The 25,981-nt window shown below is 36.6% G+C and carries 23 protein-coding genes; 13 read left to right on the plus strand and 10 right to left on the minus strand.

Features of this window, described 5'->3' with window-relative positions; genetic code table 11:
* The first annotated feature begins 647 nt into the window (after positions 1–647).
* The gene (locus tag KHA87_RS16135) at positions 648–1,172 is read left to right on the plus strand and encodes a GNAT family N-acetyltransferase (RefSeq protein ID WP_213095211.1); all 525 of its coding nucleotides are present in this window, start codon (positions 648–650) and stop codon (positions 1,170–1,172) included.
* Positions 1,173–1,812: 640 nt separating this feature from the next.
* A complete protein-coding gene (locus tag KHA87_RS16140) occupies positions 1,813–2,298 on the plus strand; it encodes a hypothetical protein (protein ID WP_213095212.1) in 486 nt (161 codons plus the stop codon).
* Positions 2,299–2,482: 184 nt separating this feature from the next.
* Here the strand turns inward: KHA87_RS16140 and KHA87_RS16145 are convergent, their stop codons facing one another.
* Positions 2,483–3,913 carry a VWA domain-containing protein gene (locus KHA87_RS16145; protein WP_213095213.1) on the minus strand — a complete coding sequence of 477 codons (1,431 nt, stop codon included), beginning with the start codon at positions 3,911–3,913 and terminating at the stop codon, positions 2,483–2,485.
* 201 nt (positions 3,914–4,114) lie between these two features.
* Here KHA87_RS16145 and KHA87_RS16150 point away from each other — a divergent pair, with 201 nt between their 5' ends.
* The 3 genes from KHA87_RS16150 to gntK (KHA87_RS16160) all read left to right on the plus strand — a co-directional run bounded on the left by KHA87_RS16150 (position 4,115) and on the right by gntK (KHA87_RS16160) (position 8,278).
* The gene (locus KHA87_RS16150) at positions 4,115–4,996 is read left to right on the plus strand and encodes an aminoglycoside 6-adenylyltransferase (RefSeq protein ID WP_213095214.1); all 882 of its coding nucleotides are present in this window, start codon (positions 4,115–4,117) and stop codon (positions 4,994–4,996) included.
* A gap of 306 nt (positions 4,997–5,302) precedes the next feature.
* Positions 5,303–6,619: a GntT/GntP/DsdX family permease gene (locus KHA87_RS16155; RefSeq protein WP_213095215.1), complete on the plus strand. Its 1,317-nt coding sequence runs from the start codon at positions 5,303–5,305 to the stop codon at positions 6,617–6,619.
* Between the two features lie 117 nt (positions 6,620–6,736).
* Entirely contained in the window at positions 6,737–8,278 is a 1,542-nt protein-coding gene (gntK, locus tag KHA87_RS16160) for a gluconokinase (protein ID WP_213095216.1), read from the plus strand.
* Positions 8,279–9,510: 1,232 nt separating this feature from the next.
* On the opposite strand, the gene KHA87_RS16165 is transcribed toward gntK (KHA87_RS16160), so the two are convergent.
* Positions 9,511–10,290, minus strand: coding sequence for a MurR/RpiR family transcriptional regulator (locus KHA87_RS16165; RefSeq protein ID WP_213095217.1), 780 nt, complete (start codon positions 10,288–10,290; stop codon positions 9,511–9,513).
* A gap of 118 nt (positions 10,291–10,408) precedes the next feature.
* On the opposite strand from KHA87_RS16165, the gene gntK (KHA87_RS16170) reads away from it, so the two are divergent.
* Together gntK (KHA87_RS16170) and KHA87_RS16175 are read left to right on the plus strand one after the other, a co-directional pair.
* On the plus strand, positions 10,409–11,947 hold the full coding sequence (gene gntK, locus KHA87_RS16170) for a gluconokinase (protein ID WP_213095218.1): 1,539 nt from the start codon (positions 10,409–10,411) through the stop codon (positions 11,945–11,947).
* A 337-nt stretch (positions 11,948–12,284) separates the two neighbouring features.
* Positions 12,285–14,222, plus strand: coding sequence for a heavy metal translocating P-type ATPase (locus KHA87_RS16175; protein ID WP_213095219.1), 1,938 nt, complete (start codon positions 12,285–12,287; stop codon positions 14,220–14,222).
* A 52-nt stretch (positions 14,223–14,274) separates the two neighbouring features.
* On the opposite strand, the gene KHA87_RS16180 is transcribed toward KHA87_RS16175, so the two are convergent.
* Positions 14,275–14,733, minus strand: coding sequence for a GNAT family N-acetyltransferase (locus KHA87_RS16180; protein WP_213095220.1), 459 nt, complete (start codon positions 14,731–14,733; stop codon positions 14,275–14,277).
* Between the two features lie 253 nt (positions 14,734–14,986).
* On the opposite strand from KHA87_RS16180, the gene KHA87_RS16185 reads away from it, so the two are divergent.
* The 4 genes from KHA87_RS16185 (at position 14,987) to KHA87_RS16200 (ending at position 18,414) form a co-directional block, all read left to right on the plus strand.
* Entirely contained in the window at positions 14,987–16,180 is a 1,194-nt protein-coding gene (locus KHA87_RS16185) for an MFS transporter (protein ID WP_249310540.1), read from the plus strand.
* A gap of 145 nt (positions 16,181–16,325) precedes the next feature.
* Complete coding sequence (locus KHA87_RS16190) at positions 16,326–16,715, plus strand: hypothetical protein (protein ID WP_213095221.1); 390 nt, start codon at positions 16,326–16,328, stop codon at positions 16,713–16,715.
* Between the two features lie 283 nt (positions 16,716–16,998).
* The gene (locus tag KHA87_RS16195) at positions 16,999–17,721 is read left to right on the plus strand and encodes a nucleotidyltransferase domain-containing protein (protein ID WP_213095222.1); all 723 of its coding nucleotides are present in this window, start codon (positions 16,999–17,001) and stop codon (positions 17,719–17,721) included.
* A 15-nt stretch (positions 17,722–17,736) separates the two neighbouring features.
* On the plus strand, positions 17,737–18,414 hold the full coding sequence (locus KHA87_RS16200; RefSeq protein WP_213095223.1) for a hypothetical protein: 678 nt from the start codon (positions 17,737–17,739) through the stop codon (positions 18,412–18,414).
* A gap of 250 nt (positions 18,415–18,664) precedes the next feature.
* Here KHA87_RS16200 and KHA87_RS16205 read toward each other — a convergent pair whose 3' ends face one another.
* From KHA87_RS16205 to KHA87_RS16235, 7 genes are all read right to left on the minus strand, one after another.
* Positions 18,665–19,222 carry a sugar O-acetyltransferase gene (locus KHA87_RS16205; RefSeq protein WP_249310542.1) on the minus strand — a complete coding sequence of 186 codons (558 nt, stop codon included), beginning with the start codon at positions 19,220–19,222 and terminating at the stop codon, positions 18,665–18,667.
* A 552-nt stretch (positions 19,223–19,774) separates the two neighbouring features.
* On the minus strand, positions 19,775–20,314 hold the full coding sequence (locus KHA87_RS16210) for an NADPH-dependent FMN reductase (protein ID WP_213095225.1): 540 nt from the start codon (positions 20,312–20,314) through the stop codon (positions 19,775–19,777).
* A gap of 63 nt (positions 20,315–20,377) precedes the next feature.
* The gene (locus KHA87_RS16215) at positions 20,378–20,803 is read right to left on the minus strand and encodes a universal stress protein (protein ID WP_213095226.1); all 426 of its coding nucleotides are present in this window, start codon (positions 20,801–20,803) and stop codon (positions 20,378–20,380) included.
* A 132-nt stretch (positions 20,804–20,935) separates the two neighbouring features.
* Positions 20,936–22,426: a D-alanyl-D-alanine carboxypeptidase/D-alanyl-D-alanine endopeptidase gene (dacB, locus tag KHA87_RS16220; RefSeq protein WP_213095227.1), complete on the minus strand. Its 1,491-nt coding sequence runs from the start codon at positions 22,424–22,426 to the stop codon at positions 20,936–20,938.
* A 198-nt stretch (positions 22,427–22,624) separates the two neighbouring features.
* Complete coding sequence (locus tag KHA87_RS16225; RefSeq protein WP_213095228.1) at positions 22,625–23,548, minus strand: helix-turn-helix domain-containing protein; 924 nt, start codon at positions 23,546–23,548, stop codon at positions 22,625–22,627.
* A gap of 268 nt (positions 23,549–23,816) precedes the next feature.
* Entirely contained in the window at positions 23,817–24,302 is a 486-nt protein-coding gene (locus tag KHA87_RS16230; RefSeq protein WP_213095229.1) for a hypothetical protein, read from the minus strand.
* A gap of 18 nt (positions 24,303–24,320) precedes the next feature.
* The gene (locus KHA87_RS16235) at positions 24,321–24,509 is read right to left on the minus strand and encodes a helix-turn-helix transcriptional regulator (RefSeq protein WP_213095230.1); all 189 of its coding nucleotides are present in this window, start codon (positions 24,507–24,509) and stop codon (positions 24,321–24,323) included.
* Positions 24,510–24,668: 159 nt separating this feature from the next.
* On the opposite strand from KHA87_RS16235, the gene KHA87_RS16240 reads away from it, so the two are divergent.
* Positions 24,669–25,430: a nucleotidyltransferase domain-containing protein gene (locus KHA87_RS16240; RefSeq protein WP_213095231.1), complete on the plus strand. Its 762-nt coding sequence runs from the start codon at positions 24,669–24,671 to the stop codon at positions 25,428–25,430.
* 134 nt (positions 25,431–25,564) lie between these two features.
* Positions 25,565–25,849 (plus strand): hypothetical protein, encoded by a 285-nt coding sequence (locus tag KHA87_RS16245; protein WP_213095232.1) that lies wholly within the window; start codon positions 25,565–25,567, stop codon positions 25,847–25,849.
* Positions 25,850–25,981 lie beyond the last annotated feature (132 nt).

A 25,981-nucleotide genomic window follows, 5' to 3' on the forward strand; every position in this document is an offset into this window, starting at 1 on the left:
TATACAAGTAGGGGGTGAACAGTTTAGTTGACGGGATCGAGTCCCACGGGTGCGACATTCTACCCCGACTACCGTTATAATAAGACCATATAGAAAAAGGTCAACCAGAAATATCTGGCTAACCTTATATTACGAACGGTGGCTTTAGTTGAAGAGGAAATAATCAAACTTTATTATAAAAATTAAACTTTAATCAAACAGTAAACGGTCATTTTGATCAATCTCATTTCAAAATAACAGTTTTCTATTTGCTATTGTATATGGGAGAGAAGAGAGTTTTTTATCAATCTTTATTTTAAACCTACATTTTGTGGTCATTTTTGGAGAAGTCGAAACTTAATTGATTAAAAAGCCCTAATGAGTGGTTAAAGTTTACCAAAGGGGTAGTTCTAGATTTTCGTATGCTGTCTTGCGAACTGACTGGTTAGCATAAGAAGGTAAATTTTCATTTAAAGAGAATTTAAAAGTAAACCAGATTTTCCAGTTGGGGGAAGGAGAGATTAGGTATCGTTATAGGGTCAAAAAATAATAATCTATTTACAAGGAATAGAAGAGATGGGACAAAAGATGCAGGTTAATTAAAAAACTATTATTAATTTGTGGATTTTCAACTTTTCAAAGGAAAGTGCAAAGAGAATAGAGGGGGAGTGAAGAAAATTTACGAGGCAAGTAACCATATCATTCAGATTAAGCCTTGGGAGGATAATGATCTTGATTTACTTTTTCGTATAAATGCTCCAGAAATGATGCAACATCTAGGAGGTCCAGAAAGTAAAGAGCAGATCTTAAAACGACATAAACGCTATCTTGGGCTTGGAAATAGAGGACGCATGTTCAGCATCATTTTGTTGCCAGATTTAGAACCAGTAGGTTCTGTGGGGTATTGGCAAACTACTTGGAATAATGAAAGTGTATATGAAACTGGATGGAGCGTTCTACCATCCTATCAAGGGAAAGGAATAGCTACAAAAGCAGTAAGGCTAGCAATAGAAGAAGCTTCTAATGAGAAAAAATATAAATACATTCACGCTTTCCCGTCGGTCGATAACCCTGCTTCTAATGCGATTTGTCGGAAGCTTGATTTTCAGTTTATCTCCGAATGTGAATTTGAATATCCTCTGGGGAACATTATGCGGTGTAATAATTGGCGGTATAGCATAATTGGACAGTAGCTAACTTTTCTAAGCACAAAACAGTTATCAAAATGTATGAAGAAATGATCTAAAATGGGAACGTTTACTTAAAAGGCAGCTGAATGATTAATGTATTAAAGGAAAAAGTACTATAATCAGGGGATATGAGTGAGAATCCAAAAAATCGAATGGCTAATTTCTAATTTTGAACAAACAGTGCAATTTTATGAACAAATTCTACAATTCAAGATTTTATCAGCTGATAATTTGAAATAGGCTAGAGTGTACTGGAATTTATCAAAGATGATAATGAAAATTATCATTATTATCATTTTGCTTTTAATATCCATTCTAATATGTTTAAAAAGGCAAAAGAATGGCTATCTAAGAGAGTTGTGTTATCAATGGAAGATGGCATGGACGAAAATGATTTTGATGGACGAACTCAAGCAAACGCTTGTTATTTTGAAGTCCCAGCCGGCAATATAGTGGAGTATATTGCTTGAAGAGAAACTTCACCTATTTCTGGAATAATTCTCTAGCAAAAATGTCTTATCTATAAGTGAAATAGGCTTATCCACAAATAATTTTGTTGAAGAAGAAAAAAAGCATTTGTAGTACCATTAAATGTGGGTTATTTACGAAAATAATTATCACAATTCTTTGGGGAGTTCAAAACATGATAGAATTAAAAACCACTTTAAATAAAGAAATACATAAGAAATTGGCAATAGATTTATTTAATCATACATGGGACTTAATAGAGAAAACGGACAGAAGTGAATTAGATGATGAAACCATGATGAATTCAGCGCATGCCTCACGTTTTCATTGGGGGTTGGTAGGTACACCATTGCATTTTGCAAGAGGTGAATGGCAAATTTCACGTGTATATTCGCTTTTAGGTAGAGCAGAACCTGCATTATTCCATGCAAAAAAATCTTTGGAACTTTGTCTGAACAACAATCTTGGGAATTTTGATTTGGGCTTTGCATATGAAGCATTGGCACGTGCATATGCCACGATGGGGGACATGATGCAACGTGACGAAAATATGAAACTTGCCAAACTGTCAGCAGAACAAGTACAAAAAGAAAACGATAAGGTATGGTTACTGAAAAATGTTAATACAGTTATCTCACTTTCTCTTCCAAAGTGGGAGTAACAGCTATACTAATAGGTGCTTTAGCTGTACGATTTCAAAAATAAACGACCCACTAAAAAAAGAGCATGCTTTGATCAGGTTTTAATCAAAACACGCTCTTTATATTTTATGCTTGGAAAAACTGTAGATAAATTAAACTTCAATTCAAACATACAATTTGGATGAATTTAGGCACCTAAATTTATTATTTCTTTCGCAACTTTTCCATTCGTTTGCCCCATTCTTCCACTTTTTTTCGTATTTTGGCAAGTTCTCGATCCTCTTCCTCATTTTTTGATTGCGCCAATTTTTTCATTTCCTCTACTACATTTTGTTGATGGTCCCCCACCAATTTCCTTAGCTGCTCAAGCTTTTCATTGGAAAGCAGATTATTCGAGCTCATCAAATCAATGGCTTGAGATAACCTATCTTTTTCATTATAGCTTGCATATAGTATACGATCTGCAAGGGCGCTTCGTTCTGTTAAGTTGGTCCAAGTTCTTCCCCAATTTTTCAGGAGTGAGTTATGCTTTTCCATCACATCATATATGCTAGGCACCCATTTCTTTGTTATGGAATGATCTAAATCATCCGATGTATTTGCAGGAATGTACTCACCATTTCCTGCCTTCGCTACTTTTTTTAGCTGACTTTCCGACTTTTGATCTACATCAAATCCAATAATATTTACCTTGCGATGATTATTTTCTTCAGCGAATTTCTTTGCTTCTTTGACTGGGTCTCCACCACATGTCTCTGCTCCATCGCTAACAATATACAATGTGATTGATCCATCTATTGCTGCAGTCTTTTCACGCGCAGTCTTTATCGCTCCTGCTAAAGGAGTCCATCCTTTCGCTTGAATTCCTTCTACCGCATTAGAAAAACGTTTCGCATCATAGTGCTGAAGTGGGTAGACTTCCTCGATGGATGAACAGGACAATATTTTATCCTCATCTGCTTGTGTTCCTTTGTGTCCGTATACATATAAAGAAATTTCATTTTGTTGGCCGATTGTACTAGCGAATCGTCCAACGGCTGTTTTAGCAATTTTCATTTTTTGCTTACCATCCACATTCAGAAGCATACTAGAGCTCGCATCAAGCAAAATCAATGCCTTGCTAGGAGTAGATGGATGGTTACTATTTGTCTTAATATCATTAGGGTCAGGCAGATACGGTTCATATAGCCCACCTTTATAATCTCTTAATGTCTCGATAGATTGAGGGTAGCTGTTACTTCCTAAATAATATAGCATGCCTTTAAAAATGGTCTCGACATCATCTGTTTCTGCTGTAAGGGCCTTTAATTTTTCTACGGTGGCATCTTTGTAATCGCCCATATCAAAATTGCCCCATACTTGTGAAGTCTCTTTTTCGTATGGGACATCCTTGGATAATAAGCCTGGAGGCATTTTCATGAGGTCTTCTAATGTTTTTGGTATAGTATAAGCCTTGATTTTCTCGAAGTCACTGTATGTGGCTAGAGTGTCTTCGTTTTTATTTTCATGAACTTTTTGACTTGGTGGTGTTTTATCTATTGTTCCTGCCTTTTGTTTCGTTGCATCTTTTGTTCCTGAACAACCTGCCATTAAGAGTAAAACGAAACAAACGATCATGGAAATCCGTTTGTACATCCACTCACTCTCCAATCTGAAAACGTAATTTCTTCCAATCAACACCATCATAACATGGTTGCAGTCCCTTATAATATCATACCTTTGTCCTATTAAGGATTTTATTAAACAGATATTAAATTAGAGGAAATACAAAGGATTTCAATCATAATTATGGAATTATTAGTATAACGGAAAAAAATCATTTATAGGGGGAAAAGAGTGAGAAGCGAGAAGGAAATGTTTGATCTGTTATTAGGAATAGCAAGGGAAGATGAACGAATTCGTGCTGTGTATATGAATGGTTCCAGAACCAATCCCAATGTTCCAAGGGATATTTTTCAAGATTACGATATTGTCTATGTAGTGACGGAAACGGGCTCTTTTATAAATGATGCAAACTGGATTCAAATTTTTGGAGAGTTGCTGATCATTCAAGAGCCAGATAAAAATGATAAGCTATTAGGAAGGAATACGAATTTTGATAAGTCTTACGGTTATTTAATGCTCTTCACAGACGGAAATCGTATTGACCTTCATATTGAAACAAAGGAATCCATGCTGGAGGGATATACTAAAGACAAACTCACTGTACCGCTATTAGATAAGGACGACATTCTACCTCCCATACCTGCACCCAGTGATATAGACTATCATGTAAAAAAACCAATAGAGCCTATGTTTCTGGGCAGCTGTAATGAATTTTGGTGGTGTCTGCAAAACGTTGCGAAAGGGATTTGGCGTGACGAATTGCCGTATGCTAAGCAAATGTTTGAATATATCATACGTGGTGAATTAGACAAGATGGTTTCTTGGTGGATTGGCACAAAAACGGACTTTCAGGTTTCTGCAGGAAAAATGGGGAAGTATTTTAAAAAGTACCTACCAGCAGCGTATTGGGACATGTATGAAAAAACGTATTCTGACCACGACTATGATAACTTCTGGGATTCCATTTTTATAGCTTGTGAGTTATTTAGAACTTTAGCAAAGGATGTAGCTGATTATTTTTCATATTCATATTCCGTGGATGATGATAAAAATATGTCCCAATATCTTATGTATATAAGAAATTTACCTTCGGATGCTAGTGAAATATTGTAAAAAGCGGTCACGTTTTTGGCTGGTAATGTAGTAGCATTTCATTTCGATAATATCATTATTAAATTTAATAGTTTGAAGAAAAAAGATTTTGGCCGAAATGTCGAAGTCTTTTTCTGCTTTTGTTTGCTCCATTTTCACTATTATTCAGTTAAGAAAAAAATTTTCAAAAAAGTATTGATGAAAGAAATTTTCTTTCGTATAATAAGCTTTAGAATTGAAAGTGCTTTCATTTTAAAGTTTCCACTACTGGTAATAATGAAAGTGAAGTCAATGTCTGTTTGTATTAGAAAGAGGAGGGGGAAAATAATGACACATTTAGTTGTAGCACTTCTATCTATTATTATTGTTATTATTGGAGTTACATGGTTTAAGTGGCATGCATTTATTAGTTTAACCATTGCAACCTTGTTTTTGGCTATTTTTTCAGGATTATCCCTAGATAAGATTGTTTCTGGAATCGAAACAGGGGTAGGGGGCACCTTAGGTCACTTAGTTGGCATTTTAGCCCTTGGTACGATTTTAGGAATGCTAATGGCTGAGTCAGGAGCCGGATTACAGGTTTCTAATTTCTTTGTCCGTACTTTCGGTGTGAAGAGATTACCGTGGGCAATGCTTCTTGCGGGATTTATTACAGGTATTCCGGTGTTTTTTGAAGTGGGAATTTTAATTGTTCTTCCATTGGTTATTTCAATGTACAAAACATCCAAGCAAAACCTTCTGCTTATTGGGTTACCAGCTGTAGCGGGTTTATCGATTACACATGGTTTAGTTCCACCACATCCAGGTGCTGTAGCAGCGATTGGTATCTACAACGCAAATATGGGTAAGGTTCTTTTATATTCACTTATCATTGCGATTCCATCTGCTATTATTGCGGGACCATTATTTGCAAAATGGATTAGTAAGCGTATTATACCGGAAAACGAACCAGAACTAATTAAAGTGGAAGAAAAGAAGAATCTTCCTGGAACTGGAACATCTTTTTTTGTAATCTTACTTCCAGTTATTCTTATGGTTTTTTCAGCAATTGTTCCATTTTTCGGTTTCTCAGATGGTATGAAAAAGTTCTTCACTTTTATCGGAAGTCCATTAATTGCTTTATTGATTTCCGTGTTTGTAGCTATGTATTTCCTTGGCTTCCGTCAAGGCTTGAATAAAAATCGTATGAAAACCTTGGTTGAGGAATGCTTCCTACCAGTTGGTTCTATCATTGCTATTATTGGAGCCGGCGGTGGATTTAAGCAAATATTGATTGATAGTGGCGTAGGTAATACAATCGGTGAAATGGCACAGCATTTTTCGTTATCACCATTAGTCCTTGCCTTCATTATTGCCGGTTTAATCCGTATTGCTACAGGTTCAGCTACTGTTGCTCTAACAACAGCGGCAGGAATTGTTTCACCGATCATTCAGCATATGACTGGAGTTAACCTTGAATTATTAGTAATAGCAACCGGTGCTGGTTCCTTAATGTTCTCACATGTTAACGATGCCGGATTCTGGATGGTAAAAGAATATCTTGGCCTAAGTGTTCCGGAAACATTAAAAACATGGACAGTGTTAGAGACTATTCTATCATTTGTTGCTTTTGGTCTTGCGTTAGTACTAAATGCAATTATCTAATATGTTTATACTGGCTAAGGTTAGTTTATACCTTAAGCCAGTTTTTCTTGTTTAAGATAGAAAAAATTTTTTATTTTGCAAAATATAATTGGATGCTTTTATAGGAGGAGTAAAGAAATGGGTTCAAAGTATGTCATCGGTGTAGATATCGGAACTACCAGTACAAAATCAGTGTTATTTTCTGATAAAGGAGAAATTATTTCGAAATTCGGCGTTGAATATCCGCTTTATTCTCCTACTCCTGAAACTGCCGTGCAGGATCCGGAAGAAATAATGAGTGCAGTTGTTAAGACGATTAAAGAGGTTGTAGCTACAAGCAAAGTTTCTTCATCCGAAATTGTCTGTGTTTCCTTTAGTTCAGCGATGCACAGCTTAATTGCTGTTGACAAGGAAGGAAAGCCTCTGTCACCATGTATTACTTGGGCTGATAATCGCAGTACAAAGTGGGCGGATAAAATAAAGGATGAAATGAATGGACATCAAATTTATCTCCGTACTGGCACTCCCATCCATCCAATGTCCCCATTATCCAAGCTACTTTGGATGAAAAATGAACAGATTGAGTTGTTTAATAGTGCTTCAAAATTTATTTCCATAAAAGAATATGTTTTTTACAAACTTTTTGGCGAATTTGTCGTGGACTATTCTATAGCGTCCGCAACTGGTTTATTTAATCTGGAAAAATTAAATTGGGATGATGAAGCCTTACTTGTCGCTGGAGTTACTAGGGAACAATTGTCCAAACCTGTTTCTACAACGTTCAGCCTGACAGGAATGAATTCATCATATGCTGATGAAATAGGAATTCAGAATGATATACCTTTTGTTGTAGGTGCAAGTGATGGAGTTCTTTCCAATCTAGGTCTCAATGCAATAGAGAAAGGATCTATCGCCGTTACGATAGGGACGAGCGGCGCGATTCGTACAGTTACAAATAAGCCGGTAACGGATCCAAAAGGACGGATATTTTGCTATGCTTTAACTGAAAACCACTGGGTAGTTGGAGGACCAGTTAATAATGGAGGAATGATATTCCGATGGTTAAGAGATCAGCTTGGTGCATCAGAAATGGAAGCGGCAAAAAGATTAGGAATAGATCCATACGATTTATTAACCGAAATAGCAGCAAAAGTGAATCCAGGGGCAGACGGGTTATTATTCCACCCTTACCTTGCTGGTGAACGAGCTCCTTTATGGGATGCACATGCACGAGGCTCTTTTTTCGGACTCGGCCTGCATCATAAAAAAGAGCATATGATTAGGGCAGTACTTGAAGGTGTTATTTTTAACCTATATACAGTTCTTCTTGCTTTGAAAGAGTTGATTGGGGAACCGAAAAAAATACAAGCCACTGGAGGATTCGCAAGATCTCATTTATGGAGACAGATAATGGCTGATATTTTTAACCAAGAACTATCCGTACCGGAAAGCTTTGAAAGCTCTTGTTTAGGAGCAGCAATTTTAGGATTATACAGCCTTGGAATGGTCGATTCCCTTGAGGTTGTTTCCGAGATGGTAGGAGAAAGTCATTATCATAAGCCTATTGAGGAAAATGTTCTTGTTTATCAAGAATTAGCACCTATTTTTATTCATGTATCAAGAGCTTTGCATGAGGATTATCAAAGGATAGCAGCTTTTCAAAAGAAATGGGTGCAGTGACTCGGCTATAAAAGTTTGCAGGGAATTTGTCTTTCATCCAGGTGATGAAGGACATTTTTAAGGATATTACAGAGATTTTGTCTTTCATAAGGGTGATGAAGGACATTTTCAGAGGATATCACAGGAATTTTGTCTTTCATGTAGGTGATGAAGGACATTTTCAGAGATATTACAGGGATTTTGTCTTTCATAAGGGTGATGAAGGACATTTTCAGAGGATATCACAGGAATTTTGTCTTTCATGCAGGTGATGAAGGACATTTTCAGAGATATTACAGGGATTTTGTCTTTCATGCGGGCGATGAAGGACATTTTCCAAGGATAAAGCAGGGATTTTGTCTTTCATGCAGGTGATGAAGGACATTTTCAGAGATATTACAGGAATTTTGTCTTTCATCCAGGGAATGAAGGACATTTTCAAGGATTTTACAAGGATTTTGTCTTTCATGCAGGTGATGAAGGACATTTTCCAAGGATAAAGCAGGGATTTTGTCTTTCATGCAGGTGATGAAGGACATTTTTCAAGGATATAGTAGGATTTTGTCTTTCATGCGGGCGATGAAGGACATTTTCCAAGGATAAAGCCGGAATTTTGTCTTTCATCTAGGTAATGAAGGACATTTTCAGAGGATATCACAGGAATTTTGTCTTTCATCCAGGGAATGAAGGACATTTTCAGAGGTAATCACAGGAATTTTGTCTTTCATGCAGGTGATGAAGGACATTTTTCAAGGATATAGTAGGATTTTGTCTTTCATGCGGGCGATGAAGGACATTTTCAAGGATTTTACAGGGATTTTGTCTTTCATCTAGGTGATGAAGGACATTTTCAGAGGTAATCACAGGGATTTTGTCTTTCATGCAGGTGATGAAGGACATTTTCAAGGATTTTACAGAGATTTTGTCCTTCATCCGGGTAATGAAGGACATTTTTAAGGATATTACAGGGATTTTGTCTTTCATGCGGGTGATGAAAGACATTTTCCAAGGATAAAGCCGGAATTTTGTCCTTCATCCGGGTAATGAAGGACATTTTCAAGGATTTTACAGGAATTTTGTCTTTCATGAAGGAGATGTAAGCATTTCTCCATAAGAAAAAGCCGAAATAATGTCTTTCACCCGGTGGGTCAAGGACATTATTGCCGGCAAAATATGTCACTAATCAGATATGAAATCCTATCTAGAAGTCACCTCAAATTTTTCTTCGGTGAACTACTAATGTATGAGGGCTACTAACGATTCTTATTCATAAGGGAAACCACATTCATATAAAGAGCGTCTAGCAACACTAGTTGGGCACTTCTTAACGTAAGCATTCCTGGTTCATTTATTTCATTTGTAAAGGAATATAGAGCAACGTCCGCATTTGAGTTAATAGGTGATTTGGAAGAATCTGTTATACTGATAATGGCAGCACCAGTTTTTTTAATAGTCTCGAATATATCTATAGCTTCATGATTATCTTCTGCTTGTGAAATAACAACTGCTGCATCATATTTAGATAAGTGAGCAGCGGTTGTTAATTGAAATTGAGTTTCTATGAAAGCAGAGGAATTAATTCCGGCACGGGAAAATTTATAAAATGAATCTAGTGCAAGGTTAGCGGAGGATCCTGTTCCGAAAAATTGTACTCTTTTTGCGTGAAGAATTATATCGACTGCCTTAGAAATGGAACCATGATCCAATAGTTCATAGGTATTATTAAGCGCAGCAATAGTCGCTTTAAATATTAATTCGGATGGATTACTTATTTTCGAAATAGTATTTTTAGGCTCGGAATTAATAATTTCCGACGCGAGTGCTATTTTCATAGCCTGAAAACCTTTAAAGCCGACTCTTTTGGAGAAGCGAAAGACAGTTGCATCCGCAAGAGCTAAATGATCCGCCACTTCATTAATAGTTTGATGAATGACAGACTCCGGGCTTTCAAGAATATAATCTGCGATTTTCTTTTCTTTTTCACTAAGCTTGGAATAGATAGACCTAATGGTCGGCAAACAATTTTGATTCATTATTATTTCCCTTTCTAGCATTCCTACTTGGAGTATAGCATAATTAAGATGTTAATAACATTTTTATTGTAAACGTTTGCGTGAGGTAAGCAATAATGTTGTTGAAGGAGGAAAAGAAATGACTAGTAAGTATGTATTAGGTGTGGATATCGGAACCACTAGTGCAAAAGCAGTTTTATACTCAAAGGATGGGACAGTAGTTTCCAATCATAGTATCGAATATCCAATGTATTCGCCTACTCCCGAAACAGCGGAACAGGACCCTGAGGAAATTTTTAGAGCCGTTATTAATGCAATTAAAAAAGCAATTCAAAAAAGCAGCGTTCCAAAGCAGGATATTCTGTGCGTTTCCTTCAGTTCGGTTATGCATAGTGTTATTGCTGTGGATAATAAGGGGAAGCCATTAACAGAATGTATAACATGGGCGGACAATAGAAGCTCTGAATGGGTAGACAAAATAAAATCAGAAATGAATGGGCATGAGATTTACCTTCGGACAGGCACCCCTATTCATCCAATGTCCCCTCTTTCCAAATTAGTTTGGTTAAGAAACGACTTTAAAGAATTATTTAGCAGTGCGGATAAATTTATTTCCATTAAGGAATATGTCTTTTATAAGTTATTTGGCAGATATGTGATTGATTACTCTATTGCCTCCTCTACAGGTTTGTTTAATATACATACATTGAGATGGGACAGTGAAGCACTATCCGTTGCAGGTTTGACCCCGGAAAGGCTTTCCGAACCAGTATCGACAACATATCAAATGATTGGTTTGGATGAGGCTTATGCTAATGAAATGAATCTTTTGCCTTCCACTCCATTTATAGTAGGAGCAGGTGATGGAGTTTTATCTAATCTGGGTGTGAATGCTATTGACCCAGGTGTAGTTGCTGTTTCCATTGGTACTAGCGGAGCGATCCGTGCAATGGTGGATAGGCCGATTACGGACCCAAAGGGCAGAATCTTCTGTTATTGCTTAACAGAAAACCACTGGGTGATTGGAGGACCGGTTAATAATGGAGGTATGATTTTTCGATGGATTCGGGACCAGCTTGCTGATTCTGAGGTAGCAACAGCGAATAGACTCGGAAAGGATCCATATGAAGTCTTAACTGAAATTGCAGATAGGGTAACTCCAGGATCTGATGGACTGCTTTTCCATCCTTACTTAGCAGGCGAAAGAGCTCCGCTTTGGAATTTTAATGCTCGTGGGTCCTTTTTTGGATTGGGGATGCATCATAAAAAAGAACATCTAATTCGAGCAGCACTAGAAGGCGTTATTTTTAATTTGTATACTGTCCTCCTAGCATTGTCTGAGTTAATAGGAGAACCCCATAAAATTCAAGCTACCGGAGGCTTTGCAAGATCGGAGCTTTGGAGGCAGATGATGGCAGATATTTTTAATCATGAGGTATATATCCCGGAAAGCTTCGAAAGCTCCTGCCTTGGTGCAGCCATACTTGGCTTGTATAGTCTTGGAGAAATCAATTCATTTAAAGTTGCAGATGAAATGGTTGGTGCCATCCATCATCATACGCCTAATAGTGAAAACGTCTCTATATACCAGGATTTAACTCCTATTTATATTCGCCTGACAAGACTGATGCAGGAGGAATACGATAGTATTTCAGCATTCCAAAAGAAATGGGTCTAAGGTGAATTATGATTGATAACTCGATTAAGTGGAAAACACTAATTTTTGATAAGGAAGGTGCTGCGTCCAAGTGATGCAGCACTTTTTTTGTTTGGTTAATAATTAAATTTAAATAATAATAATTATCATTTTCAACTGAAATGAAAAATAGGCGTTTTTGGGATTTGTTGAAAGTGGTATTAATAATCATTCTCAGTTAGGTGAAAATATTCTCAATTAGTATTGACATTTCAGTAACGGTTATATAGTATGTATTATATAATAATTATTATAAATAAGTTTTAAAGAAAACAATGATAATCAAGATAAAGAAAAAACTTTAATATGGGGGTGTAATATGTCACAAAGTCAGCTTGCAACAACACATAATGAAAAAGTGTTAGTTTCTTCCTCCCCGCGATTTGAAAAAGTTTTTATTCATATGGAGCTCATTGCGGCAATTTTAAGTGGTCTTTTGATTTTGTCAGGGTGGTTGCTTTCCAAATGGAATCATGAAGCACTTTCGATTGCTTTTTATCTAGCTGCCTTTATTATCGGCGGCTATGCGAAAGCAAAGGAAGGGATCGAAGAAACAATTAAAAATAAAGACTTAAATGTTGAACTGCTCATGTTTTTCGCTGCCATTGGCTCTGCGATAATTGGATATTGGACGGAAGGAGCCATGTTGATTTTTATCTTTGCATTGAGTGGTGCTCTTGAAACTTATACAACGAATAAGAGTCAAAAGGAGATTTCCTCTTTATTAGGAATGCAGCCGGAAACAGCAATTAGGGTTGTGAATGGTTACGAAGAAATAGTTCATGTATCTGTGCTCCAAGTAGGAGATATGATTTTAGTCAAACCAGGTGAGCGAGTTCCAGCAGACGGAAAAATTAATAAAGGTACTACTACTATTGATGAATCTACTATTTCTGGTGAATCGATTCCGGTGACAAAAGGCGTCGGAGCAGAAGTTTTTGCAGGAACGATTAATGTGAATGGTTCGATGACGGTTGAGGTAACTAAGCCAGCAAGTGAAACAGTTTTTCAAAAAATTATTCAGCTTGTACAGTCCGCACAAAGTGAAAAGTCACCATCACAGCTTTTTATTGAACGGTTTGAAGGAACTTATGTGAAAGTTGTGCTTCTTTTAGTTGTTTTAATGATGTTTATTCCTCATTTCGTATTTGGATGGAGCTGGAATACGACGTTTTATCGAGCGATGATTTTATTAGTGGTAGCTTCTCCATGTGCACTTGTTGCATCGATTATGCCTGCAACCTTATCGGCAATTTCCAATGGTGCACGAAAAGGGATCCTATTTAAGGGTGGCGTTCATATTGAGAGCCTAAGTCATGTGCAAGCTATTGCCTTTGATAAAACTGGAACTTTGACAACAGGTAAACCGGAAGTAACAGATGTAATTGTGCGTACGGATATTAATGAACAGGAACTATTGCATTTAGTTGCATCTATTGAAAATCAATCTAATCACCCATTAGCCACTGCAATTGTTCGATTTTGGAAATCGCACAATCATGCGATGCTCCTACATCCTGAACAAATGGAAGATGTACCAGGATGGGGCATTAAGGCTAGACTAAATAATGAAGAATGGCTGATTGGCAAAAAGGATTTCGTTGGAAAGTCAGAAGCATTAGATTTCGAAAACGGTATTTCCAGAAAGCTTGAGATGGATGGGAAGACTGTTGTGTATGTGAAGGATTCAGTTGGTATTGCAGCCGTAATTTCCCTTCAGGATATGGTACGCAACGAAACGAAAAATGCTTTAAAAGAGTTAAGGAATGAAGGAATACGCACTATTATGCTAACAGGGGATAGTGAAAATACTGCTAAAAACATCGCCAGTCAATCAAACATTGACGAATACATTGCCGAATGTTTACCGGAAACCAAAGTTTCCTCTTTAAAAAAGGTTAAAGAGCGGTATGGAAATGTAGCCATGGTTGGGGACGGTGTAAATGATGCCCCGGCACTTGCAACGGCGAATGTGGGCATTGCAATGGGAGAAGGCAGCGATGTAGCAATGGAAACTGCTGATGTTGTTCTGATGAAAAATGACTTATCCCGAATTGCAGAAGCCATACGTCTATCCAGAAAAATGAATAGGATTATCAAGCAAAATATCATTTTTTCTATTGCAGTAATTATTATTTTAATTGCATCTAATTTTTTTGAATTCCTGAATTTGCCGTTAGGAGTTGTAGGACATGAGGGAAGTACAATTTTGGTTATTTTAAATAGTTTGAGATGTCTTAGCGGTGGAAAAAAATAAAGTTAAAAAGGCTGGAGGTATTACCTCCAGCTTTTTGAATAATACTAGTGAATTATTTCTGATTCTTTTTTAATTCCCATTTGAACATACCATCTACTGCTTCTGTTCTATTCATTTTTAATTTTTCTAGCACCTTTATAGAAGCATAATTATCAATAAGGCACTCTGCTACTACTTTTTCTACCTCATCATTTGTGAATGCCCAGTCGATAATTTTTCTAACTGCTTCCGTCGCATATCCCTTGTTTTGAGCAGAGGGAACAATTCCATATCCAACTTCCACTGTATGTTCAGAGTTTGGTTTTCCTTTAAAACCGATGTCTCCAATTATAGTATTCTCCTCTTTATTGACTACCAGCCACACACCCCAGCCAAAAAGGGAGTAGTCCTCTTTAAGTTTGTCTAGGTACTTATAGATATGCGGGCCAATGTCGTATTGATCTGGTGTAATAATTGATATTAATTCGTCTGTACAAGGGATAATTTTTAGCCTTTGTGTTTGTAATTCCATTTTGTTGCTCCTTTTTATAAGTTTATGATTATGTATAGAAAATCACTGATTCTATAAGATATAGAGGAATTTCTAACAAAGAGAGTCAGTCTAAAGGTATAAAATTGCAAATTATTCGTAATTTATTTAAAAATATATTACATTAGTATGGACTATTATGATAGCAGTTTTTTTACTCAATGGACTGGCCGTTAATAAAACAATACTGGATGAATAAAATATTATTATCTTAAGAGAGGGAGTTTTAGTTAATATGGACGAACCGCTGATGTCGAGACAGAAGGAAAAGATATGGACAAAGGATTTTGTTCTTATTGTACTGGCTAACTTTTTTATTTTTCTTGGCTTCCAAATGACGCTGCCTACGATACCCCTTTTTGTAGAAAATTTAGGCGGTAATGATCAATTAATTGGGTATGTAGTTGGAATCTTTACATTTTCAGCTTTACTACTGCGCCCGTTTGCGGGAAATTTGCTGGAAGCAAAGGGAAGGGGATTTGTATACTTAATTGGTTTAGCGATATTTGTTCTTTCTGTTGGATCCTTTGGGTTTCTTGCAAGTATTTCCATGCTGTTTTTAATGAGGGTAATTCAAGGGGTTGGCTGGGGATTTTCGACTACGGCTTCTGGTACGATTGCAACAGATTTAATTCCAGCATCCAGAAGAGGAGAGGGAATGGGTTATTTTGGCTTATCCGGAAATTTAGCACTTGCATTCGGTCCATCCCTCGGACTTGCCTTGGCAGCATCGGACATAGTATCATTCGAATATTTCTTCTTAATTTGTGCAGGATTAGGTCTAGTTGCTTTAATGCTATCCTCTAGAGTTAAGTATAAAAAAGTGGAAAGAAAACAGGAGAAGGCGAAAATGAAGCTAGACCTTTATGAAAAAAGCGCATTAAAGCCTGCTATTTTATTGTTTTTCCTTACCATCACATTTGGCGGAATTGCTTCTTTTCTACCTTTGTATACGGCTGAAAAACATATAGAAGGAATTCAAGTATATTTTCTTTTATATGCCCTTGCATTAATGGTCACAAGAACCTTTGCCGGTCAATTATATGACCGCAAAGGACATCAGGCTGTATTTATACCAGGGACTTTATTAGTATTAGCTGCCATGCTCTTGCTGTCTTGGCTTCCTAATAGTATGGCTCTTTATACGGCGGCGGTTTTATACGGTCTTGGCTTCGGTTCTGTTCAGCCTGCCCTTCAGGCGTGGTCGATTGAAAAAGCACCGATAAACCGGAGAGGAATGGCGAACGCAACCTTTTTTTCATTTTTCGATCTAGGTGTTGGCGTAGGAGCCATGGTGTTTGGTCAAATCGGACACTTGTTTGGTTACAGTAGCATTTATATAGCCGCCGCGATAGCTGTTTTCATCTCCGTGCTTCTTTATATCTTTTTCTTATTAAAAGAAAAAATGGGACTGGTTGAACATGGATAAATTGTTACTATCAGTGACGCCATACGTAGGTACCCTAACCTCTCTTTTTCCATACTAGGGCAAACAAAAGCATATTTTGAGTTTGCGTGAATAGGATTTTAATAGGAAAAATCCTTGATTGGAAAAAATTTAATGGGGGTTGCATATGGCTAAAGTGGACAAGAGAAATAAGGAAAACTTTTTAGGCTATGTTGTCTTAGTAATTGCGGTCATTTTTATCATTAGTTTTGTCTTTTTCGCCCATCAACAAAATAAAATAATTATGGAGAATAATATCAACGAGGCTTTAAAGCAAGAAAAGACAGAGCTTGCCTCCTATACTTATAAGCAAAAACGATATGATTATCAAGAAAAACAAGGCATGTTTCCTTTAGATAATAATCACAATTCCTTGTATAAAACTTTTTATAATATGTTGAATTTTAATTCAGAATTAGGAAACAACAGAATATATGAAGTAACAGGAACGAATAATGAAAAGTATGAAGTTAATATGGATAAGAAATTTGAAGTAATAGAATGGTATAAAAATTAAAAGTATCGAGATAGATTATATTTTGGCAAGGAGAACTAATGAAAGCTGCCTTTTCGGCAGCTTTTTATATATCCTAAGCTTTGTATCTTAAACTAAACTGCTTTTGGAGGAAAACTTTATGAACAACCAAACTAAGGTAGGTTAAGTTCTTTTAACAAAAGATGCTTTAGACTAAGTCTATATTAGAATATATAAAACAATCTTTAGGTAAAAAACGCTTATCCAAAAGGAATCCACAACTTTGTAGAAAATAATGAATTAATCAGAGAAGGGGGAAAGCGAAATGGACATTGCCAAAAGGCTAAAGCCTATTGAAGCTGCTACCTACTTCATAGACCAGCATTTTCCTAACTGTCAAGGAGCCTTATTGGCGGGAAGTGTAGTCAGGGGAGAGGAAACGGACACGTCAGATTTGGATATTATTGTATTGGATAATAGCATTTCTTCATCTTATCGAGAATCACTGATTAAATATGGATGGCCTATAGAGGTATTTGTTCATAGTATTAGCTCTTACAAACAATTTTTTGAGATGGATTATCGAAGAGCTAAACCATCTATGCAAAGAATGATAGCGGAAGGAATTATACTTAAAGACGATGGAGTAATATCTCCAATTAAAGAGGAAGCGAAATTGGTGTTAGACAAAGGACCAGAAGAATGGAGCGAGGAAACTATTAGAGTAAAGCAATACTTTATTACAGATGTATTGGACGATTTTATTGGGTGTCATGATCGGGCAGAGGGAATCTTCATTGCCAATACGCTTAGTAATCTTATTCATGAATTTGTGCTAAGAACCAATAGGATGTGGATAGGCACTTCAAAATGGATTGTCCGTGCACTAAAACATTATGATGAAGGTTTTACTAACGATTTTGTTGAGGCATTTGATATGTATTATCAAACGGGAGAAAAAGACAGGGTAATTCAACTAAGCCAAAAGGTATTGGAGCCATATGGAGGTCCATTATTTGATGGGTTTTCGATCGGAAAGGCTGAGTAAAAAGGGGACAGGGTCTTGAACAATATATTAGAAAAAGCTGTATTAAATAACGTATCATGGTGTGGAACCATTTGTGAAACACACGGTATTCAACATTTTTTAAAAGAAAATATATGGAGTGTTCGGCAAAAGGCTCCAACCTATTATCCTGAAGTCATAACTGTGAGTAGAATCACTGCATTAGAAGTAATAAAGGAAGTTGTAGGAAAAGGAAATGTGATCAGCATTAAAGATAGTTATGCAAAGCTTGACATGACAACACTAGGGTTTGAGCTATTATTTGCGGCTGAATGGATCTTTCATGCTCCCGTTTTAGAAAAGGATTCTCTCTCTGTAGGATGGAAAGAAATCACGTCTGAAACGGATTTGAAAAAATGGACGGCAGCATGTAGCCTTACAAACATAATAAGGTCAGATCTTTTAAGAAAGGATAATGTGAAGATTTTTTTACATGAAAACAATGATGGGGTATCCGGTTTTATTGCTAATTTCAATGCTGATGTTGTAGGGATTAGTAATGTTTTCTCAAATAATTATCACGATAAAAGCTTATGGAGAGAGATTCCAATAATAATTTCCACTTTATTTCCTGGTATTCCTATCGTAGGTTATGAGCATGGAGACGATCTTTTTTCAGCAAAATTATCAGGATGGTCATCGCTCGGGCCACTTCTGGTTTGGATAAAAAAGTAACTCTACATAATAAAGAGCAGGGAAAAACATCTTCCTGCTCACGTTGTGGATCCAATAAATACCAATAACACTCGCTTGCAATGGACAAGGCAATTTCCTGAAGATATTCCTCTATGGCTTTTTTGTGAAATAATGTTTTATTGGATTCTAAAATGGTGATTATATAAAATTGGCTAATGAAACTAAGAGGAGAGTTTAAGTGTGAGAAGGGATCGTTTGTCATCTTACAAATGTATTAATGCCACCACTTTTAAAGCTCTATTTCTTTTATCACTTTGGCAGGATTTCCACCAACCACCACATTATCTGGAACATCCTTGGTAACAACTGCACCTGATGCAATGACAACATTGTCTCCAATTTTCACTCCTGGATTAATTACTGCCCGGCCGCCAATCCACACATTGTTTCCAATCGTGACAGGTATTCCATATTCATTTCCTGAATTTCGCTCAAAAGGATTTACTGGATGAGTGGCCGTATATATATGTACGCCAGGTGCCATCATACAATTATCTCCAATTCGAACCTCACAAACATCTAGTATTACACAATCAAAATTAGCGTAGAAGTTTTCCCCGACATGAATGTTGTATCCATAATCGCATTTAAAAGCAGGCTCGATTACAATGTTTTTTCCAACCGTTCCGAATAGTTTTTTTAAAAGTTTTTCGCGACCAGCTATATCGGATTCTAAAGTTTGGTTATACATTCTTGTCAATCTTCGCGCGTTCTCCCGTTCGTTTATTAATTCAGGATCTGCCGCAATATACATTTCCCCTTGCAGCATTTTTTCTTTTTCAGTCATTATGGAGCCCCCTTTTACAATATATTCTAGTCCCCATTTTAACATAATTTCATCGGTGATTATTGCTATTTGATTTTTAAAATGCTTTTAATGACGTCTTTTATCCGCATTGTTTAACATTTCACCTCCATCTGCAGCCCGATATGAATACGACTAAAGTTCGAAAAAACTTCAATCAATGTGTGGATTCCTTTTTATCGGGTAAAGATTAATATAGAGCTTAGAAAAGAAACAAAATATATCTAACTTAAATATGCAACTGAATATATACAAAAAATTTAATGGAGGTTTTAAAAATGTTATTTACACATGAACAATTAGAAATTAGGAAATTAGTCCATAAGGAGATGATAAAGAAAAACCGTCGCTTGTGGGGGCATCGAGAAAAAACGAAGAAATAATAAAGATATAAAGAGGTTGCAAGCGGACAAAATTTTGTAGACATATATAATCGGTGGAACCTACAGACATAAGAAAGAAAATGAAATTAATCAAACGTTTAATGAAAGAATATGGTAGAACTATGTTAGCGGACAGTATATTACTTGTTCGCTAACTTTCTTTTTTCATATGTAAATGAATCATATCCTCTGCAAGAGCATGTATCCTTCTCAGAACATCTTTTTCCGTAATTTCACCAGTTTCTATGTCGAACCAGTCATTATGAACGAAAACATCTTTTGCAACAACGATTGCCTCCAAATAGTGCAAAATAGGCTTTAGTTGATATTGTGTAACTAGAAAATGCTTAAATGATCCGCCATTGGTTATACAACCAATTACTTTTGATTTAAATGCACGAATAGGTAAAAGGTCAAATAAGTTTTTTAGAACACCTGAAATGGATGCTTGATAAATTGGTGTTCCAATTACTAAAAGGTCTGCCTGTAGCATTTTATTGACAACTGTTTGAGTATCGTCATTGTAATAAGATAGGGGAGTACCGCGCATAAATTCTATTTCATATTCTCGTAAATCAATTAATTCGGATTCAATGGCAGGGTGGATATTTTTTGCAGCAGCTAATACTTCATGAACGGTTTGTAAAGTTTTACCTCCTGCTAAAGCGCCTGATATACCAACGATTTTCATCTTCTTTCCTCCTAGAGCAAATAAAATACAGGGAGAACGGTGGCTCTCCCTGTATTCTAATCATTATTTTACAATTAATACTGGGCAATGAGACATTTGGGAAACTTTGTGGCTAACACTTCCCAACATCATTTCTTTTATGTTGTTTAATCCTCTGCTACCAATAATAATTAATTGGTAGTTATCTTTTTCTGCTAAGTGGATAATTTGGGAAGCAGGGTCACCTTGAAGATATTCCGTTTTAGTGTGTACACCCTCAGCAACAGCGTTTTTTTGCATCTCAATTAAAAGATTTTCGCCTTCCTTTTTAATGGTTTCATAAATAAAGTCAACAGAGGCAGTTTCCATTCCCATTGGTATATTTATATTTCTTTCCACATGTACTAAAGTAATCTCAGCCTTCTGTTCCTTCGCAAGGTGAATAGCTGCGTCGATTGCTTTTTTACTCATTTCAGAGCCGTCTACTGCTACTAATATTTTTTGGAACATAAGACATCCTCCTTTAATAACTAACTCTACTATTATTATATACCTTCTATATTCGATGACTAAGCATTTAGCTTGTGAAAATGGAGCAAGGCACATATGAAAATCAGTAGAAAATAGCCAGGTAGCCATTCCCTACTGATTCGCAAGCAATGCACAAATTTTGTCCTCGATATCTTTGCCTTTTGATTCGTCGACTATATTATTGATAAGTATAGAAAAAATCAGCTTATCACCTTTTTGGGTTTTTACATACCCTGATAAGGAGCTAACAGTGGATAACGAGCCAGTTTTAGCGAAGACCTTTCCTTTTAAGGAAGCTGCTTTCATCCGGTACCGCAATGTTCCTCCAACCATCTTGTCCATTTCTCCTGATACAGGAAGTGATTGCATATAGGATTTGAACCATTTTTTATCCTGAACTTCGAATAATAGCTTGGAAATTTCATTAGCTGGCACTAAATCGATATGAGAGATTCCAGAACCATCTCTTAACACAAGGGTATCTGGATGTACTCCCAGTTTTGATAATTGACCTTTCATCACCTCGAGCCCTTTATCCCAACTGCCTTCATTCTTTATTGCTTTTCCCATTTCCTTTACCAATACTTCGGCATGTCCGTTATTACTCAATTTCATAAACGGAATAAGTAACTTTTTCAAGGGCATAGAATGATGTTTTGTTATTATATGTGCATTAATAGGAGATACACCTGTTTTTGTCTTTCCGATTAATCTTATTCCTTTAGACGATAACGATTCTTTGAATAAGCGGAGGGCGTAGCCAGTTGGCTCCCAAACTGCTACCCATTCTTTTGAAACTGCAGCTTTAAAAGGAATTACCCCTTCAATGGAAATAGTATTGGAACCGTGTTTTCTTACAATTTTTATTTCTTTTATACTATCTGGAGAAACGGTTACGGCATTGTTGACAATGTTCACATAGTTTGAACGAGGTGTGATGCTTATGATTGCACGGGAGCCAATTTTGTTCCCTGGTTTTACCTCGATAAGCACTGTTCCTGCATCATAATCTTCATCAGGTGAAGCCGTTAAAGCGGAAATCTGTGCCCCATAATAGCTTGATTCATCACTCCACATGAGATCAGTAGACAGACGAATATCGTCATACCATGTGTCATCGCCTATGAGATCACCTTGAATTACTTTTATTCCCTTTTTTTGGAGACTATCTGCTATAGAGTCAAAATCCCTTTTCAAAAGGGTAGGATCACCTTTCCCTTTTAAAATAAGATTTCCTTTTAACATATCACCTTTCATCTTGCCATCAGTAAGAACTTCTGTCGTAAATTGATAGTTTTCCCCTAAGGATGAGAGGGCTGCAGCAGCTGTTAATAGCTTCATATTAGATGCGGGACGTAAGCGAATATTTCCATTATGCTCATATACAATTTGACCGGTTGTAGCTGAGCGGATACTAACTCCGGCAATGGCACCCTTTAAACTTGGCTCACTATTAAGGAAATGAGCAAGCTGATTCTGTAGCCCGCCATTTTGTTCCATTGCTTGAACATGAGCTTGAGCCGGTGGGGCTTTTACATGGATATTTGGGAAGAATACAAGAAAAACTCCGATGAGAACACTTATATATTTTTTTCTTTTCAAAACGGATATCACCCCATTCGTATAGTATGAGCATTTTTCAATTTTTACACTCTATTATTTTTATATTCGGGAGAAAGAAAAAATACTCTTTTATAAGGGGAAAATGAATTTTTTTTTAAAATGAAGGTCTACACAATATCTGTCAAATGCAAAAAAGCAGCGCATAAAAAGCGCTGCTAATAATATCATCCATCCAAACTACTTTCTCTGATTCATTAATTCTTTTATTAAACTACCTATCGTTTCTCTGCTAATGAAAGGAGCAAGCATTGCAAGTGTATCAGGATTCATATTTTCTATTCCAATTTTCTGTAATAATGTTTCTATATTTTCTCTCCCTAAAAAAGGTGCAAGGGTCATAATTTGATTGATATCTAGCTTTCCATCGGCAACTTGATTTACTAAGTCACTTAACCGCTCCCTACTAATGAACGGAGCTAATGCTTGAACATAACTCCAGTTGATGGATCCTTCCTCGGCCATTTGTACCAGTTTGTCAACATAATCCTTTTCAAGGAATGGAGCAATTCTCGTTATTTCTTGGATAGGTAAAGAATCTACGATTGTTTTATCCACTAACTGCTGCAAGGCAGACTTACTTAAAAATGGAGCGATACTTGTAACGATATCCCAGTCCATTTCACCTGATGACATTTGCTGAATTAACTCATCTAAAATGTCCGATCCAACAAATGGGGCAAGTCTCATGATCATGTCTAAATTAAATACACCAGTATCCAAATTTTCCGTTACCTTATCGAGAATACTAGCCTTGACCAAAGGAGCAACATCTACGAATTCTTCTAAGCTAACCTTCCCGGAATTAACCATCTTCGCTACTTCATCTGTTTTGCCAACAGAAATTTCACCAAACATTTCACCGATATGCTGATATTTACGATGTTCCACCGTTTCTCCAGCATTCATAATGTTATCTACGGTCACATTGAAAATCTGCGCAAGCATCGGAAATGTTCCGATATCTGGTAGTGATTCCCCTCGCTCCCATTTGGATACTGCCTGATGACTTACATTTAGTTGATCTGCTAATTCCAATTGTGTCATATCTTTCTTTTTCCGTAGTGTTGAAATATATACCCCAATCTTACGAGTGTCAAGCATCCTTATCTCCTCCACCTGAGTCAATTGACAGTGCGCACTGCTTAATATGATGGTAACATTTTCACCTCTTTTAAACTATCAACAGATGGTTGAATGCCATTCAACTAGTGATTGAGTGGCATTGTTTTTCTGCTTCAATGTGGTGCTAGGCACCAGACTAAAAGAGATATGCTGTTACACTGTATGGTGCCAGGCACTATAACAAAAGCAACAGTACACAACGCAGTTGCTTCAGGTGCTCTTAAGTAGGAGGTAGCTTACAAACAGGCTATTCCGCTTTTTCTTTAATTTGAATAATAGACCATATCCCCAAACTATTTGGAATAATACTCCATAATAAGAACTTCCAATTTTGTGTTACTAAGGACATGGTAGTGAAAATAATAATGGATATTGTAATGATGGTGACCCCTAATACAATCTTGGTTGCTTTGTTAACAGGCTTCGGAATAACGTTCATTCTAAAATTCATCACCATCCCAATTATCGCCCAGCTTCCTAAGTGAACTAACAACAATACACCAAGAACCATCGGGACCTTCAATGGAACTCCTAAAGCAGAGATGGAAAACAAAATATATATGGCTGCTATCGTTGCAAACCATGAATAGGATCTGGCTTTTTGCCAAATATGGTGATATAACTCATCTATTCCACGATTTTTATGAGCCATCTTTCTTCCGAACCACCAGCCAAATCCGCCGATTAATAATCCCCCGTATAGGCCTACTAAGCCTCCAACTGAAATTTCCATAATCCCATCCCCCGTTCTCTAAAATAAGAATACATCCTCAATTTTACATTGAAAGGTCTTGGCAATTTTGTAGGCTAATTCTAATGATGGATTGTATTTTCCTGACTCAATAGCAATAATCGATTGCCGAGATACTCCCACCTTCTTCGATAAATCCTCTTGGGTCATGCTGAATAGTTTACGTAGTTCTTTAATTCGGTTATCCATGGAACCTCCTAAAGAAAAAGAATCTGTAAAGTAAGCTTTACATATTTTGAGTAAAGCTTACTTTACATTGGGGTAAGATGTCAAGGAAGCTTTACAAATTTTCCGAAAGAGGAATATCCATTTTGTTTATCGAATTTTTTTTAGAAAGGAGATTTTCATATGTTACGACAGGATTTAGCTGTAAGAAAGATTGTGAAAAGTTTGAAGCAGGATGAATTAGTGCAAGCTATTTTTCTGAAAGGTTCGATGGGGCGAAATGATTATGATGAGCATTCTGACATTGATTTGTATTGCTTAGTTAATCAGGAGGATGAAGAAGCTTTTTTAGAAAAGCGTTTGGATCACTTATATACTTACAGGGATATCCTTTTTTACGACGATATTTTCATTATTGCACCGCAAATTATTGCAGTGTATGATGATATGCTACATATTGATATGTTTACTGTTACCCTTGATTCATTCGTAGAAAAGGATTACTTCAGAGTATTGTATGACCCAAATCATCTTTTGGAAAGATTCACGGAAACGCAGACGCTAACACTTTCTGATAATGAATATCGTGATGATGTTAATGATGTCGCTTGGTTTATGTTTCAATATTCAAAAACGGCTGCGAGGGGCAATGACATTTGGGCGGTGAAAATGTTAACAAATGTCATGCATCATTTAGCAAGGGTGCTTTTGCATAAGTACGCACCGAAACGGGCGCAGTTAGGGCTGAAGACAGTAGAACTATCGCTTCCGGCAGAATTGGTTCTGGAGTTACAACAAATTTTTGAACATATCACACCAGATAAACACAAAAATGCTGTGAAGCAAATCCAAACTCTTGTTTCAGTGGAACTAGATTGGATAAAGGGGAATCTCTCACAGGGAAATCAGATTATTCCTCTTTTGGAGAAGATGCTTGAACAGTAGCAAATGGGGATTGCGTAGCAGTATAGATAAATGCCACTCTTGTCAGTTAAATAAATAATATTTATCCAAAACAGAAACCAGAATCCGGTTAATACGTATAAAAAGTATAAATATTTATTAAAGGGGATTGGGAAATGACTAAAAATTATCTATCGGGTTCTATTATCTTTTTTGGGGTTTGTTTGCTTATAAGTGCATGGTGGATTTCAAGTGGATTACGGGATATCCAATTTTCATCTGGGACAGGTGAAGTGACGGTTTCTCAGCAAGAGCAAGCTAATTATGAATTAATTATCGCAGATAAGAAAAATCTCATCTTATTTAATAAAGAAGTTGGTGAATATTGGATAAAATCCATTGATAATACAGGTACTTCTAATGGTTGGGTTCATCAGCCGGCACCAGGGTGGAGCGAATAGTTTTTGTAGTTTGATATAGCATAAGTGAAAGTACTAGTGTATTTAGATGTCCATTCGCAAGCGGATAATTGAAAAGATTAAATCGGTTGCCTGTGGAGAAGGTTAGAATAAATTCGAAATATACATTTGCTC

The sequence above is a fragment of the Bacillus sp. FJAT-49736 genome, assembly GCF_018343615.1.
GTDB lineage: Bacteria > Bacillota > Bacilli > Bacillales > Bacillaceae_C > Margalitia.

Bases quoted from the DNA above. Each gene is read 5' to 3' on its own strand.
- KHA87_RS16140 (WP_213095212.1), top strand. From the start codon at position 1,813: ATGATAGAATTAAAAACCACTTTAAATAAAGAAATACATAAGAAATTG.
- KHA87_RS16145 (WP_213095213.1), bottom strand. From the start codon at position 3,913: ATGTACAAACGGATTTCCATGATCGTTTGTTTCGTTTTACTCTTAATG.
- KHA87_RS16155 (WP_213095215.1), top strand. From the start codon at position 5,303: ATGACACATTTAGTTGTAGCACTTCTATCTATTATTATTGTTATTATT.
- gntK (WP_213095216.1), top strand. From the start codon at position 6,737: ATGGGTTCAAAGTATGTCATCGGTGTAGATATCGGAACTACCAGTACA.
- KHA87_RS16165 (WP_213095217.1), bottom strand. From the start codon at position 10,290: ATGAATCAAAATTGTTTGCCGACCATTAGGTCTATCTATTCCAAGCTT.
- gntK (WP_213095218.1), top strand. From the start codon at position 10,409: ATGACTAGTAAGTATGTATTAGGTGTGGATATCGGAACCACTAGTGCA.
- KHA87_RS16175 (WP_213095219.1), top strand. From the start codon at position 12,285: ATGTCACAAAGTCAGCTTGCAACAACACATAATGAAAAAGTGTTAGTT.
- KHA87_RS16180 (WP_213095220.1), bottom strand. From the start codon at position 14,733: ATGGAATTACAAACACAAAGGCTAAAAATTATCCCTTGTACAGACGAA.
- KHA87_RS16185 (WP_249310540.1), top strand. From the start codon at position 14,987: ATGGACGAACCGCTGATGTCGAGACAGAAGGAAAAGATATGGACAAAG.
- KHA87_RS16190 (WP_213095221.1), top strand. From the start codon at position 16,326: ATGGCTAAAGTGGACAAGAGAAATAAGGAAAACTTTTTAGGCTATGTT.
- KHA87_RS16195 (WP_213095222.1), top strand. From the start codon at position 16,999: ATGGACATTGCCAAAAGGCTAAAGCCTATTGAAGCTGCTACCTACTTC.
- KHA87_RS16205 (WP_249310542.1), bottom strand. From the start codon at position 19,222: ATGACTGAAAAAGAAAAAATGCTGCAAGGGGAAATGTATATTGCGGCA.
- KHA87_RS16210 (WP_213095225.1), bottom strand. From the start codon at position 20,314: ATGAAAATCGTTGGTATATCAGGCGCTTTAGCAGGAGGTAAAACTTTA.
- KHA87_RS16215 (WP_213095226.1), bottom strand. From the start codon at position 20,803: ATGTTCCAAAAAATATTAGTAGCAGTAGACGGCTCTGAAATGAGTAAA.
- KHA87_RS16225 (WP_213095228.1), bottom strand. From the start codon at position 23,548: ATGCTTGACACTCGTAAGATTGGGGTATATATTTCAACACTACGGAAA.
- KHA87_RS16230 (WP_213095229.1), bottom strand. From the start codon at position 24,302: ATGGAAATTTCAGTTGGAGGCTTAGTAGGCCTATACGGGGGATTATTA.
- KHA87_RS16235 (WP_213095230.1), bottom strand. From the start codon at position 24,509: ATGGATAACCGAATTAAAGAACTACGTAAACTATTCAGCATGACCCAA.
- KHA87_RS16240 (WP_213095231.1), top strand. From the start codon at position 24,669: ATGTTACGACAGGATTTAGCTGTAAGAAAGATTGTGAAAAGTTTGAAG.
- KHA87_RS16245 (WP_213095232.1), top strand. From the start codon at position 25,565: ATGACTAAAAATTATCTATCGGGTTCTATTATCTTTTTTGGGGTTTGT.